The 14,004-nt window shown below is 73.7% G+C and carries 10 protein-coding genes and 1 tRNA gene; 2 read left to right on the top strand and 9 right to left on the bottom strand.

Annotation, left to right across the window (positions count from 1 at the left end; genetic code table 11):
• Positions 1-143: 143 nt before the first annotated feature.
• On the bottom strand, positions 144-1,115 hold the full coding sequence (locus ACFV0O_RS19670) for a sigma-70 family RNA polymerase sigma factor (protein WP_360259220.1): 972 nt from the start codon (positions 1,113-1,115) through the stop codon (positions 144-146).
• Positions 1,116-1,537: 422 nt separating this feature from the next.
• Here ACFV0O_RS19670 and ACFV0O_RS19665 point away from each other — a divergent pair, with 422 nt between their 5' ends.
• Positions 1,538-2,500 carry a phosphatase PAP2 family protein gene (locus ACFV0O_RS19665; RefSeq protein ID WP_380343214.1) on the top strand — a complete coding sequence of 321 codons (963 nt, stop codon included), beginning with the start codon at positions 1,538-1,540 and terminating at the stop codon, positions 2,498-2,500.
• A gap of 42 nt (positions 2,501-2,542) precedes the next feature.
• Positions 2,543-3,424 (top strand): carbon-nitrogen hydrolase family protein, encoded by an 882-nt coding sequence (locus ACFV0O_RS19660; protein WP_380343211.1) that lies wholly within the window; start codon positions 2,543-2,545, stop codon positions 3,422-3,424.
• 249 nt (positions 3,425-3,673) lie between these two features.
• Here the strand turns inward: ACFV0O_RS19660 and ACFV0O_RS19655 are convergent, their stop codons facing one another.
• The 8 genes from ACFV0O_RS19655 to ACFV0O_RS19620 form a co-directional block, all read right to left on the bottom strand.
• Positions 3,674-4,447 (bottom strand): hypothetical protein, encoded by a 774-nt coding sequence (locus ACFV0O_RS19655; protein ID WP_360259211.1) that lies wholly within the window; start codon positions 4,445-4,447, stop codon positions 3,674-3,676.
• Between the two features lie 54 nt (positions 4,448-4,501).
• On the bottom strand, positions 4,502-5,263 hold the full coding sequence (locus ACFV0O_RS19650; RefSeq protein WP_360259209.1) for an ABC transporter ATP-binding protein: 762 nt from the start codon (positions 5,261-5,263) through the stop codon (positions 4,502-4,504).
• A gap of 85 nt (positions 5,264-5,348) precedes the next feature.
• Positions 5,349-6,356, bottom strand: coding sequence for an MsnO8 family LLM class oxidoreductase (locus ACFV0O_RS19645; RefSeq protein WP_380343207.1), 1,008 nt, complete (start codon positions 6,354-6,356; stop codon positions 5,349-5,351).
• A 7-nt stretch (positions 6,357-6,363) separates the two neighbouring features.
• Positions 6,364-8,202, bottom strand: a complete 1,839-nt coding sequence (locus ACFV0O_RS19640) for an ABC transporter ATP-binding protein (protein WP_360259205.1) — start codon at positions 8,200-8,202, stop codon at positions 6,364-6,366.
• Entirely contained in the window at positions 8,199-11,432 is a 3,234-nt protein-coding gene (locus ACFV0O_RS19635) for a lantibiotic dehydratase (RefSeq protein WP_380343203.1), read from the bottom strand. Before ACFV0O_RS19635 ends, ACFV0O_RS19640 begins: the two co-directional genes overlap by 4 nt.
• Entirely contained in the window at positions 11,429-12,787 is a 1,359-nt protein-coding gene (locus tag ACFV0O_RS19630) for a lanthionine synthetase LanC family protein (RefSeq protein ID WP_380343200.1), read from the bottom strand. Before ACFV0O_RS19630 ends, ACFV0O_RS19635 begins: the two co-directional genes overlap by 4 nt.
• A 148-nt stretch (positions 12,788-12,935) precedes the next feature.
• Entirely contained in the window at positions 12,936-13,109 is a 174-nt protein-coding gene (locus tag ACFV0O_RS19625; protein ID WP_360259199.1) for an FDLD family class I lanthipeptide, read from the bottom strand.
• Positions 13,110-13,848: 739 nt separating this feature from the next.
• Positions 13,849-13,921: transfer RNA gene (locus tag ACFV0O_RS19620), tRNA-Arg, on the bottom strand.
• Positions 13,922-14,004 lie beyond the last annotated feature (83 nt).

Below are 14,004 nucleotides of genomic sequence, written 5' to 3'. Positions count from 1 at the left end.
AACCACCCCGCCTCCCCCCCCGCTCTCCCCCACTCGACCCGACCGCACCCGCCCCGGCGGCGCCGCGACCCGCGCCCCCCCCGCCCCCCCCCCCCCCCCCCGGGGCCCGGATGGGGCTCTGGCAGGCCTGTCGGGCGGAGCGGTCAGGCGGCTTCGAAGCCCGCGTGGTCGGCGATCTTCTTCAGCTCGGCCAGCGCGTGCTTCTCGATCTGGCGGATCCGCTCGCGGGTGAGGCCGTGCTGCTTGCCCACCTCGGTGAGGGTGCGCTCGCGGCCGTCCTCCATGCCGTAGCGGGAGCGGATGATCGAGGCCGTGCGGTCGTCCAACCGCCCGATCAGGTCGTCCAGTTCCTCACGCCGGAGCATGACCATCACGGCGTCCTCGGGAGACGTCGCCCCGGTGTCCTCGACCAGGTCCCCGAACTGGGTCTCGCCCTCGTCGTCCACCGACATGTTGAGGCTGACCGGGTCGCGCGCCCAGTCCAGCACGTCCTTGATGCGGGCCTCGGTGGTGTCCAACTCGGCCGCGATCTCGGCCGGCTCGGCCTCCCGGCCCAGTTCCTTGGACTTCTCGCGCTGCACCCGCCGGATCCGTCCCAGCTCCTCCACCAGGTGCACGGGCAGCCGGATGGTGCGGGACTGGTCGGCGATGGACCGGGTGATCGCCTGCCGGATCCACCACGTCGCGTACGTGGAGAACTTGAAGCCCTTGGCGTAGTCGAACTTCTCGACGGCGCGCACCAGGCCCGCATTGCCCTCCTGGATGAGGTCCAGCAGCGGGAGGCCGCTGCGCGGGTACCGACGGGCGACCGCCACCACGAGGCGGAGGTTGGAGCGGATGAAGACGTCCTTGGCGCGCTCGGCGTCGGCGGCTATCGCCTCCAACTCCTCGCGCGTGGCGCCGTCGGGGAGTCCGTCCTCGTCCAGCAGGTGCTGGGCGTACACCCCGGCCTCGATCCGCAGCGAGAGCTCGACCTCCTCGGCGGCATCGAGCAGGGGCGTCCTGGCGATCTCGTCGAGGTACATGCCGACCAGGTCGCGGTCGGCCTCAAGGTTGGTCGGGCGGGCCGCGCGAGTCCGGTCGGCCCTGTCGCGAACGACGGCACGGGTGGCCATGCTTGCTCCCTTTGCTGGTGTTGCCGAGGTCTGCCTGCCTGCCCGGAGGGCAAGAAGTGCGGGCCCCACGGGGCTCACACGTAACGATCCAACGAACAGATTCCGGACAACATTCCCAAGTCACTCAGATTCTTCCGCGTGATGCAGTATCCTGCCGGTTTTCACCCCGACTTTGGACGCTCGGTGACCACCCGGACACCTCCCGTGTCCACGCGCGACCACTCCCGGAGCGGTTTCTTCACTCGACCCTCACGCCCCCGTCGCCTACCCGTTGAACCCGCGAACAGCCGTGCGCGTTCCCGCACGCCGCTCGTTTCCGCCCGCGCCCGCGCCCCGGCGCACGCAGGACCTCCGCACAAACGATGCCGAATCGCTATCGCTGCAGCTCCTGATCGGCACAGGACACTGGGAAGGTGTCAGCCATGCACCTGACCAACAGCACGACGTCCGTCACTGCGCGTAGCCGAAGCCTCTTTCGGGATGCCGCGGTCGCGCTGGGCTGTGCCGCGCTGTTCGGCCTCCTGGTGACTCTGGTGTCGGGCCACTGGCGCCCACTGATCCGCTTCGACCAGGAGTGGATCGGCGAACTGCACATGTACGCCCGGGAACACCGGATCTGGACCGCCTCGGTGCAGACGCTCTCCGACATCGGTGGCACCGTCACGATGCGTACACTCCTCGGGATCGCCGCCGCCTGGCTCTGGTTGATCGGCGCACGGGTGCTGGCCGGCTGGGTCGCCGCCCAGACCCTCGTCGGCTGGGGCGCCCAGTGGGCGCTGAAGGCGGCCTTCGACCGTGGACGGCCCTCCTTCTCCGACCCGGTCTCGCACGCCGGCGGCCCGGCCTTCCCCTCCGGTCACGCCATGGCCTCGACGATCACCTGCGCCGTCCTGGTCGGGTTGCTCTGGTACCGGGTCCAGCGCCGGGGCCGGACCGCCGCCTGCGCGGTCGCGGTGGCGACGGTGCTGACGATCGGCTGGACCCGGGTCGCGCTCGGCGTGCACTGGCCCAGCGACGTGCTGGGCGGCTGGCTGGCCGCCGGAATCGTGTTCGGCGCCGTGACCACCGCGATCGAGCTCTGGCGGCCCGGCGCCCTGGCCCGCGACGTCCGGCGGGTCAACTGGCGGACCAGGCCCAGGGTCCAGCGGGTCATCGTGCCCTCCGTCCGGCCGCCCCACACTCCCGACCCGCTGGCCGACGCCCCGCCGGACGACCGGGGTCCGACCGACCTGGGTCCCGCCGACGGCGGCGCCCAGCGCAGTGGCGCCCAGGACTCCCACGCTCGGGACGGCGGCGCCCAGGACTCCCACGCCCAGGACGGCGGGGTTCCGGGCGACGGTGCGCTGAGCAGGACCGCCGATCGACGGAGCGCAAGCGCCGACTGAGCCACCGTCACCTGGGCGGGGCCGTCCGATAGCGTGGCCGCCATGTCCACCACCCCCGTTCCCGCCACCACCACCGGACTCCCCGGACTGCCCGGGCGGCCGCTGCGGATCGCCACCGTCCAGGCCCAGGCCGTGGCCGGCGACATATCCGCCAACGCCGCCCAGGCCGCCGAGTTGATCCGCGAGGCCGCCGGGGCCGGTGCCCGCCTGGTGCTGTTCACGGAGAAATTCCTCTCCGGGTACGAGCCCGACCTGATCCGCGCCGACCCGCTCAAGTACGCCGTCCAGCCCGGCGACCCGCGCCTCGCGCCGATCGCCGACGCGTGCCGCGGGACGGGGACCGTCGCCGTCGTCGGCGCCGCCGTGCAGGACGGTGCCGACCTGCTGATCTCCGCCCTCGTCATCGGCGCGGACGGCAACGTCGTCACCCGCTACGACAAGCAGCACCTCTTCAAGTCCGAACGCGACCTCTACCGCCCCGGGACGGCCGGCTGCACCCTGGAGCTGGACGGCTGGCGGCTCGGTCTCGGCGTCTGCTACGACTCCGGCTTCCCCGAGCACGCCCGCGCCGCCGCGCTCGACGGCTGCCACGCCTACCTGGTCGGCGCGCTGTTCAGCACGGGCCACGGCTACCACGAGTCCCGGGTCTGGTTCCCCGCCAGGGCGCTCGACAACACCCTCTACACGGTGCTCGCCAACCACATCGGCCGCACCGGCCCCTGGCAGACCTGCGGCGCCAGCGCGGTCTGGGGGCCGGACGGCCGCCTGATCGCCGAGGCGAGCGAGGACCGCCGCGAGGTCGTCGTCGTCGACCTCGACCCCACCGTCCTGCGCACCACCCGGGAGTCGGAGACCCTGCTCGCCGACCTCGCCCTCGCCACCGGACGCCCCGCCGCGGAACGCACCCGGTTCCGCCTGGCCTGACCCGGACGGGCGGCCCGCCCCGGTGCCGGCCGCCTCCGCCGGTCGGGGCGGGAGCCGGCGCCCGGTGGGACAGGTGGGCGGCCGGGCCGGCGCCCGGTGGGACAGGTGACCGGTCAGGACGCGCCCCTGAGCCCGGCCGTTCCGTCGGCCCCGGTGGTCCGGGAGCGCCGCAGCCCGCGGGGCGTGGTCCCGGGGAACGCCGAAGGCCCCCACCGGGTCCGGTGGGGGCCTTCGCGGGGTCGGGGCCGGTCAGGCCTTGCCCGGGAGCGTGCGGACGGTGCGCCAGGCGTAGGCGAGCAGCAGGGCGGTCAGCGCCAGGAACACGGCGCCGGTCACCAGCTGGGCCTCCCAGAAGTGGCTGTTCGCCTGGTACTCGACGGCCGTGCCGCCGTCCGCCAGCCGGGTCACCGAGGTCTGGTGCCCGTCCAGGACCGCGATCTGGTAGTCCGACACGGTCCGGCCGAAGGTGGCGGTGGTGGTCGGCGCGATCGAGGTCGCCAGCTTCGGCATCAGCAGGGTCATCGCGATCTGCGCGATGAGGCTGATCCCGATGGCCGGGACGGCCCGGCGGGTCGCGGCGGCGGCGGCCAGGCCGGTGGCGATCGCGCACAGCGAGCTCAGCACCAGGTAGGGGCCGTGGGTGCTGAGGTAGGCCTCGCTCATGTGGTCGTGCGCGACGAAGACCGGGCGGTGCATCCCGCTGACCATGACGGCGCCGGTGAGTGCCAGTCCGGAGACGACGGCGGCGAGGATCGGGAGGGCGGCCCGGCTGAAGAACCAGCGCGAGCGGGTGGTGCCCTGGGTCCAGGCCCAGACGCTGGTGCCGGTCTCGAACTCGCGGGCCAGCATGGGCGCGGCCCACACGACGGCGAGCAGGATGGCGAGGTAGGGCGCCAGGCCCTGGGTCATTCCGCTGCCCGGCTTGCTCGACAGCTCCCAGTAGCTGGAGGGGAAGTAGAGCAGCAGCGCGACGCCGGTGACCAGCAGCGGCAGCCGGTCGAGCCGGAGGGTGTGCCGAAACATCTGTGAGCCTTGCCTTTCGGGGTCGATCGGCTGTCGGACCAGCCGGCCGTGGGGTCAGTCCGCGTCGCGCGGGGCGGCCGTCCCGGCCTGGGCGCCGCGCAGGGTGCCGAGCACGATCTCGGTGAGCGAGGCCGAGTCGGGCGCACTGCCGCCGTTCGCCCGCACCCGTTCGGCCAGGCCGTCGACCGGCCCGTCGAGCACGATCCTCCCGCCGGCGAGCACCAGCAGCCGGTCGCAGACCGGTTCGAGGTCGCCGATCACGTGCGAGGAGAGCAGGAAGGAGCGCCCGCTGGCGGCCGCGATCTCGCGCAGCCGGGTCGAGACGTCCTCGCGGGCGAGCGGGTCCAGGTCGGCCATCGGCTCGTCGAGGACCACCAGCGGCGACCGCTTGGCCAGCGCCACCGCGAGCGCGACCTGGGTGTGCTGTCCGCCGGAGAGGTCCTGGCAGCGCCGGGCGAGCGGGATGCCGAAGTTGTCCAGCCAGTCCCGTGCGAGCCGGACGTCGAAGCCCTCGTTGAGCGCGGCCGCGTACCCGAGGATCTCGCGCACCCGCAGCGCCCGGTACAGGGGCCGCTCCTGGGAGAGGTACGAGACGGCCGGGGGTTCGCCGAACACCACGTCCTTGCCGGCGATCTCGATCCCGCCGGCGCTGCTGCGGTCCAGTCCGGCGATCAGCCGCAGCAGTGTGGACTTCCCGGCGCCGTTGAGCCCGACCAGGGCGGTGACGGACGCCTCCGGCAACTCGAACTCGCAGTCCCGGAGCACCCAGGTGTCCCCGTAGCTCTTCCCTACGCCTTTGGCTTGAAGCACCATCATGCGCGCGCCCACCCCATGAGCTCTTCCCCCGTTGCGCGTGCACCGCAATTCCCGGGCCAATTTCGACATGTGCACGACATTTCGACTATATACCAGCGGTCCCAACAGGGTCCAGGCTCACCAGGCCGCCCTCCGAGGCTAACTGACGTTTCATCATCTGGCCGACCAACTCGAACACGCGAACCCGGAGAGCGAGTTCGGGACAGGCCGTGGTGACCACGAGTTCGTCCGGCCGATAGGCGTCGACCAGTTCCGATACCTTCCCGCCGACCTCCTCGGGCACACCCGCCAGCACCGCGAAGCCGTCCGGAGAGGCCACCGCGGGCCGGTATTCCCGGAGTTCGCGCCAGGACGGCAGGACCCCGGCGGGCAGGGCGGCCCCCCGCCCTGCATCCGCGATCCAGTCCACCAGCGAGCGCAGCGCCCGGGCGTCCCGCGGGTCCTCGGCGACGGCCGTCCGGACGCAGACGCCGACCCGGGGTTCACTGCCGAACGGGCCGGGGCGGAACTCCTCGCGATAACGCTCGACCACCTCCGGGCGGAGCTCTCCGTGGACGAACTGGGCGAAACAGAACGGGAGTCCGTGCCGGGCGGCGGCCAGTGCCCCGCCCGTCCCGGATCCGGTCAGCCAGAAATCCGGTCGCCCGGATTCCGGAAGTGAATGTTCCGGCCCCTCCGAGGTGAGGATCCGCAGCAGTTCCGCGAGCTTCTCCTCGTACGGCGCCTCGCCCTCGCGCGCCAGCCGGCGACTCACCGCGGGGACCGCCCCCGGGCCGCGACCCACCCCGAGGTCGATCCGGCCCGGGAAGAGCCGCTCCAGCAGGTTGAAGGTGGTCGCCACCTTCAACGGCGCGTAGTAGGGCAGCAGCACCGAGGCGGTGCCGACCCGGATCCGGCCGGTCGCCGAGGCCGCGGCCGCCACCAGCACCTCGGGCGAGCCGCAGCCGCCCGAGACGCCGTGGTGCTCCGCCACCCAGAACCGGTGGTAGCCCAGACGCTCCGCCGCGACGGCCAGTTCGACCGCCTCCCGGGCGGCCCCCGCCGGGCCGCTCCCGTCGTAGATCATCACCTGGTCGAACGCTGTGAGCTTCATCGCCGCCTCACGAGTGGGACTGGGACACGGATTCGCGGTCGGTCGCCTGCGCGTGGAACATCCGGGCGTAGAGCCCGTCGAGCTCCAGCAGCTCCCGGTGGCTGCCGTCCTCGACCAGTCGGCCCCGGTCGAACACCAGCACCCGGTCGGCCCGGACCACCGAGGAGAACCGGTGGGCGATCAGGACCGAGACCTGCCCGTCCACCGCGGTGGTCAGGGTGTCGAGCAGCGCCGCCTCGGTGATGGTGTCCAGCGCGGCCGTCGGCTCGTCCATCACCCGCACCCCGGCCCGGCGGACCAGGCCGCGGGCGATGGCGAGCCGCTGCCACTGCCCGCCGGAGAACTCCACGCCGCCCTGGAAGGACCGGCCCGCCTGGGTGTCGTAGCCCTCGGGCAGGGTCGCCACGTGCTCGTGGATGCCGACCTCCTCGGCCGCCTCGCGGACCCGCTCCGGCCCCCGGTCGGGCTGGTGGACGGCGCCGAGCGAGATGTTCTCCCCCACCGTCAGCTGGTACTCGACGTAGTCCTGGAACACGTACGAGATCCCGTCGCGCAGGCTGTCCGGGTCGTAGTCGCCCAGCGGCACGCCGTCCACCAGGATCTCGCCCCCGGTCGGCTCGTACAGCCGCCCCACGAGTTTGCCGACCGTCGACTTCCCCGCGCCGTTGAGCCCGACGATCGCCGTCACCTCGCCGGGGCGCAGCGTGAACGACACCCCGGACAGCGCGGCCCGGCCGGCCCCCGGGTACCGGAACGAGACGTCGCGGAACTCGATGCCGGTCGACAGCCGGGCGGGGAAGGAGCGGTCGCCGCCCTCGGCCTGCTGCGGGTCGATGGCCAGGAACTCGACGACGTTGCGCAGGTACAGCTGGTTGACGTACATCCCGGCCACCCCGCCGAAGAACTGCTGCATGCTGCTCTGCAGCATGCCGATCGCCGGGATCACCGCGAAGAGCCGGGCCAGGTGGCCGGCGTCGCTGCCGGCCAGGATCGCGGTGGCCTGGGCCCCGAGCGTCAGGGCCGCGGTGAGGACCATCATCGGGATCGCCAGCCGCACGTTGCGGTCGGCCAGCCGCAGGTCCGCCCCGACGATGCGGGCGAGCAGCCGGCCGTGGTTGGCCTGCAGCACCGGGCCGAGGCGGAAGGCCAGCACCTCCTTCATCGAACCCGGCTGGGAGGCGAGGTGCTGCCAGTAGGTGAGCCGCCGCCGCTCCTCGGACCGTCCGTGCTCCAGGGCGTGACCGCGCCGGCCCTGGACGATCTGGGAGACGATCGCCGGGAAGGGCGCGAACATGGCGAGCACGGCCACCCGGACGTCCAGCGTCCAGAGGATCGCTCCGACCGAGCCGAAGGTCACCACCTGGGTGGCCACCTGGATCACCTGGTTGAGCATCAGCCCGGGCCGGAAGTTGACCTCCCGGACGGCTCGCTGCAGCGAGTCCTGCACCCGCGGGTCCTCGACCTGCGACAGCGAGAAGCCGGCCGCCCGCCCGATGATCCGGTCCGCCAGGCCCGCGGACAGGCGGCTCTGGCAGCGCTGCATGGCGCGGTTCTGGAACACCGCCATCAGCTGGCCGGCCAGGCCCAGCGCCCCGAGCAGGACCAGGAAGCCGATCGCCCCGGACACCTGGCCGCCGGCGCCGGCGGCGTGCACCAGCGCGGTCGCGAACGCCGCGGTCACCTTGACCTGGACGCCCGGGAGGGCCCCCGCGCCGACGGCGAACAGCACCACCTGGACCGTCGCCCGGCGGTCCGACTGCCAGGCCAGGCGCAGCACGGTCAGCGCGGGCGCGACGTCGGCCGGCAGCCTGGCGACCCGGCTGCGGATCCGGCGCACGGGGTTCACCCGTCCCCCCGGGCCGCCGCACCCCGCTGCTGGCCGACCACCCGGTCGAGCAGCCGCCGCCACACCCCGTAGGCGGCCTCCTCCTGGTCCCGGGGCAGGCCCATCCGGTTGCAGTGCATGTGCAGCAGGGCCCGGACCACACCCGTCCGGTCCGACCAGAGCTCACCGGTCTCCGCCCGCTTCGCCAGCTCCCGGACGTACCGGTCGCCGTCCTCCTGCCAGAGCGACTCCACCAGGCCGAGCACCCGGGCGTCCCGGCCCGGCTCGGTGTGGCCGCGCCAGAGGTCCCTGGCCGCCGCCCGGTACTCCGGTCCGCCGGCCGTCGGGCCGGACATCGAACGGGCCATCGCGTGCCGCTCGGCGAAGTCCGGCAGCAGGATCCGGCCGACGCGCTCCAGGCTGAGGCCGGTCAGCGCGATCCGGTCGAGGGCCGGCGCCGAACCCTCGGGCAGCGGCTCGGACAGGTGCCCCAGCAGGGCCAGGGCGGCGGCGCTGTCCCGCTGGAACAGCACCTCGGCCCGGTCGATGAGGAACGGCCCGCCGTACCGCTCGACCTCCCGGCGGTAGACCGGGAAGGCCAGGTCGGTGATCCGCCCGTCCGCCATCAGGCCGTGCGCCCACCCGGCGACGTGCCCGAACACGTCCCGGGCCCGGTCCCGGTCCGGGACGTGGACGCGCAGCCGCAGGTGCGGGGCCGGGTCGACGTAGCGGAGGAAGAACGGGTGGCCGGTGCCGAAGCGGTCGCCCAGCTCGGCGGCCAGCGCGGCCACCTCCCCGGTCAGCAGACCGTCCAGCGAGTCGCTCTCGGCGTACAGCTTGGCGTACACCCACTCGCCGCCCGGGGGCCGCAGCCGCTGTTCCTCCGCCACCCGGTACGGGCCCCGGGGCAGCGGCGGGCGGGCGGCGGGCGGCGCGGCCGACAGCACCGGGACGACGACCTCGGCCACGAAGTCCTCGCCCCGGCCGTCCCGCAGGAAGCCGTCCCCGGGAGCGGGCATCGCCTCCTCGACCTGCAGCGCGAAGCCCTCGGCGTGCTTGCCGGCGGCCAGCCTGAGCTCCTCCAGCGAGGGCGCGCTCTCCAGGTCCAGCAGGAGGGTGTTGTCGCTCTGGGCCAGGTGGCAGAAGCGCGGCACCGACCAGCGCGAGCGCCAGTCCGCGACCGCCGCCGCGAAGTCGGCGAGCCGACCGGTGCACCCGGCCGGCACGTCGCGGTCGGTCAGCAGCCAGCGCGCCCGCTTGACCACCAGGTCACGCCAGACCAGCCGGGGCAGGAAGGGCATGCTCGACGCGAGCTCGCCCCAGTCGAAGGGGGCGGCGCCGCGGAACTGCGTCGCCGAGACCTCCAGCAGGAAGCGGCAGACGTTCGGTCCGGACAGCGGGTTCAGCATGGTGTTCTGCGTGACGTGCAGCTCGCGCTCCAACGCCCGGCTGTACAGGTAGAGTTCGCCGTCCCGCACGCCGACCAGGATGTCGTCCAGCGCGAGCACCCGGTCGGCCGGGAGGCCCGGGGCCACGTTGAGCGGCAGCTCCAGCTCGCGGAGCACCGGGCGCAGCGACACGTTGCCGGCCCGGGCCTTGGCGGGCAGGTAGGTCAGCTCGACCACGGCCAGGCCCGGCAGCCGCTCCTCCTCGGCGGCGGCCAGCCCGCGCAGGCGGTCCTGGAGTTCGTCCGTCAGCAGGTCGTGGAAGCGGGCGAAGGTCCGGCCGCCGAAGGCCACCCCGGTCTCGGTGACGACCCCGCGCCAGCGCGGGTGCGAGGGCGAGGGCGGCAACACCTGGAGGTGCACGTCCAGCGCGGGGGTCGGTTCCCTGCGGTCGTTCGGCCTCGTGCCGGCCGCCCGCAGGTCCGCCAGCGTCCGCTCGTCCAGGACGAGTTCGCGGGAGCCGGCCGCCAGTGCGGTCGCCACCATCCGGCCCAGGACGGCCTCGCGCTCCTCGCGCCCGTGGTCGGGGGTGACCGGCTGCAGGTCGAATCCGCGCGGCGGGTTGCGGTAGCCGGTGGGCGCGCCGAGGCCGGTCTCCGGGGAGAGCAGTTCGAGCAGCGGCACCTCGGCCTGGGAGCCGTACCGCTCGGTGAGCGCGGTGGCGTAGTCGCGCAGCCGCTGGGGGTACTTGAAGACGGTGCCGACGGTGGTGAACAGTTCGGCGGCGTCCTCGGCCAGCCGCTGGACGTCGGTCGGCAGCCCCGGCCGTCCGGGCAGATCCAGCGTCGAGTCCACCTGCAGGAAGTGGCCCTGGTAGTCGGCGTCGACCTCGGCGCCGAGCGGTTCGACCGTACCGAACAGGCCCGGCAGGTCGCTGGTGCGGCCGTGCCGGTTGAACGCGGCCACCTCCTGCTCGACCCGGCGCAGCGCGGCCAGGGCGTCCGGCGCCAGAGCGGTGCCCAGTTGCGCGGCGGCGTCGCTCCGGCCGGGATCGCCCAGCAGGGCGGGCCGGCGCGAGGTGATGAGGAAGTCCAGCCGGACCAACTGCCGGAGCAGGCCGAGCACCTGGTCCTCCGGCACGGAGGGGTACTGCTCCGTCAGCAGGCCGGCCAGTTCGCCGAGGGTCCGCGGCCGGCGGGCCGCCTCCAGCACCAGGCGCACGGCCGGGGACCAGCGCACCGAGGCGGTCCGGCGGGTCCCTTCGCCGTAGCCGTCCGCGACGGAGAGCCAGGCGCGGCCGCGGCCCAGGTGGGTCAGGTCGTTGGTGCGCAGTTCGAGGTCCGGACGCGGTTCCGCGGAGTCGGCGGCCGACTTGAACAGGTGGAGCATCCAACCGGAGTCCAGCCGGGCCCGGGAGGAGCTGATCGCGGGGCTGCCGAGAACGGGGGCCGGTCCGTCGCCGAAGAACCCTCCGGCGACACCGGCGACCGTGCTGAGCGGCGTGGGGCGCGCGCTCATCCGGTTCAGGTAACGGCCCAGGCTCATCATCGCCCGGTGGCGGTCCTTGGGTGCCAGGGTGTCGAGCCGGTCGACGGCCTGCGCGAGGTCGGGGGCCGCCATCCGGATCGCGGAACGCACCTGGGGGTCGGCCCACAGCTCCAGCAGGCCGCGCAGGTAGCCGTCCTCCCAGTCGGCGGGGACGGCCGTCGCCGGGTCGCCGGCGCAGGCGGCGAGCAGGTCGGTCAGGCCGCGGGCCGGCAGGGCGGGGGCGCGGAGCAGGAAGAAGTCGGTCGCGGTGTAGGAGCGGCGGCCGGCCCGGGGGGCGCGGCCGTTCGGCTCCGTCCGGTGGGTGTGCGTCGCGGTCATCGGGCCGCCGTCCTTTCGCCGCTCCGGGCCGGGGTGAGGAAGAGCAGTTCGTCCCAGTCCGCCACCTCCGGACGGACGGCGGCGGAGAGCGCCAGCAGGGTGCCGGCCGCGCCGGTGAGGAAGCCGGGGTCGTCGACGCGCTGTCCGGCCTCGGGTTCGTCCGCGACCAGGAACGGCCGGTCCGGGTCGGCCAGGCCGACGACCGCCGCCAGGCTCCGGTCGGCCATGTCGCGGAACTCCTCGACCCCGGTCTCGGCGTGGGCGCGACGGTAGACGGCGGCCATCCCGGCGTGCCCGTGGCACAGGGTCGGGGCGAACACGTGGCGGTACGCGGGATCGGTGTCGAGGACGCGCCTCAGCGCGCCGATCGCGGTTTCCCGCAGGTCCGCGTCGTCCAGGACGGCGGCGGCGGCCAGCAACCCGGTGCCGATGCCGGGCGCGCCGTAGCACCAGGCCGCGCGGGAGGGCTCCTCGGCCGGGTCGTGGACGGGACGCAGGGTGTGTTCCTCCGCCTGGAGGCAGACCGCCCAGCCCGCCCGGGGGTCGGGGTCGGCGGTCCGGTGGAGCACCAGCCACTCGGCCAGGTCGGCGACCTTCCCGGTCACCCGGGAGCCGCCGTAGCCGGCCGCGGCGGCGGCGGTGAACGCGCCGAGGATGCCCGGCAGGCCGTGCGCGAAGCCGAGGTTGTACATCCCGTGCGGGGCGCGCTCGGCGTACCAGGGGAAGGCGGGCGGGTAGTGGGCCGGCGTCATCAGCCAGCCGAAGCGCTGCTGCCCGTCCGCGGCGGTGACGGCGTCGAGGTAGTCGACCAGCTCGTCGATGGCGGTCCGCAGCGGGGAGCCCTCGGGCGCGCCGACGACCGTCGCGAGCCGTACGGCCGCGGCCAGTTGCCCGGAGGCGCCCTCGACGACGTCGTAGGCGGTGAACGGCAGGCCGGTTCCGGGGGCGGGTCGGCGGGTGGCGGCGACCTGCTCGCCGAAGCTGTCGGCGACCCGGCGCAGGGACGGCAGGTAGCGCTCGTCGTGTTCGGCGAACGCGAGGAGGACGGAGGCGAATCCGGCGGTGCCGGTGTACAGGCCCGGTCCCGAGTAGGGGCGCTGCGCGGTGCCCGCGGCGGCGCTGCGCAGCACGGCGCGGGCGCCGTCCAGCAGCCCGGAGTCGTCGAGGGCGCGGCCCGCGCAGAGCAGGGCCAGGGCCATGCCGGGGTGGCCGTTGGCCAGGCCCAGCCGGTCGTGGTGCAGGTGCGGCCGGTCCGGACCGTCACCGGAGGCCGTCCTCAGGGCGAAGTCCGCCAGGCGGTCGGCGATGCCCCGGGTGAGCCCGGTCAGCGCTGTTCCATCGTTGGGCTCGGCCACAGTGGGGCTCCCGATCTCGCAGTGGATCCGGCTCGCGCCGGGGTCGTCTCAGGGACGGCGCGGGGCTCCCGGCCCCATGGTGCCGGGAGCCCCGTGCCCGATCAGGTGCCGTCGCTCCGGGGAGCCACGGCTACCGGACCTGCGGGCTTCAGCAAACGCTGGAGCCGGCGCAGCCGCAGCTGCCGCAGGTGTCGGTGTACTGGCAGTCACAGGAGTAGTGGCAGGAGTAGCAAGTGCTGCCCATGCTCAGGAAGCCATCGGGGGACGCGGCGACCGGGGCGGTGGCCACGCGGACGTCGAGGTCAAAGTCGTTGTTCGACATATCTCTCCTCCGTGCTGTTGATTTCGGACATTTGCCCCCTCCGCACAAGCGGCCGGCCTCGGCGAAAAAAACCGGGGCGGCGGGGCGAAAGCATTTCTAGCACGACGTCCACGGCGATCGAAATATTAACGCAGCATTTCACTCCGTTTCGGCCACGGGAGACTGTCGAGCAGCTTTACCGCCCCCACACTTCCACAGGCCAGAGCCGGGCGACGACGCAATCAGGGCATGCCCGGGTGGCCGAATCGCAACGGTCACCCGGCCGATTCACCCGATTTGCCGCCACTCGCGAATCTCGCGACGACTGGGCCCTCTCGGCCGGAAATTCGCGAATACTCCGCCCAGCCGGACCGGCAATTGCCCGACGAAATCACCGGAGGTTCAATTACCGGTCGCACACAATGTGAATCGTCAATTCCGGTACCGGGTCACGGCCGGGTTCGTCGACGGAACGACCTCCGACCTGGGCGTCGGTGCGGGTGGGCGGGGTGGGGCCGCTGGGACGGGCCGGAGGATCTGCCGGTGGACGATCTTGACCATGCGCGGGCGAGCGCGCGGACGGGCAGGCAAGCCCGGCCGGGAGCGGCAGAACGGGCCGGACGGAAGGCGGACGGGCCGGGGCGGGCGGGCCAGGGGCGGGCGGTGCCGGCGGTCCTGGCGGTGCCGGCGGTCCCGCCGGGAAAAGGAACAGGCCCCCGACCCGGAGTGGGTGGGGGGCCTGTGGCCTTCGTGCTGGTCGTGCCCCAGACAGGAATCGAACCTGCGACACCGGCTTTAGGAGAGCCGTGCTCTATCCCCTGAGCTACTGAGGCGTGGCCCGGCTGTGGCGAGGCCGCTCACAGCGTACCGGATCGGGGGTGGGGAGCGGGGTGGTGGACGGGGTGCGGGTGGGAGC

This window comes from Kitasatospora sp. NPDC059577 (genome assembly GCF_042735475.1).
Taxonomy (GTDB): Bacteria; Actinomycetota; Actinomycetes; order Streptomycetales; family Streptomycetaceae; genus Kitasatospora.
This window is presented reverse-complemented; position numbering and strand designations above follow the sequence as displayed.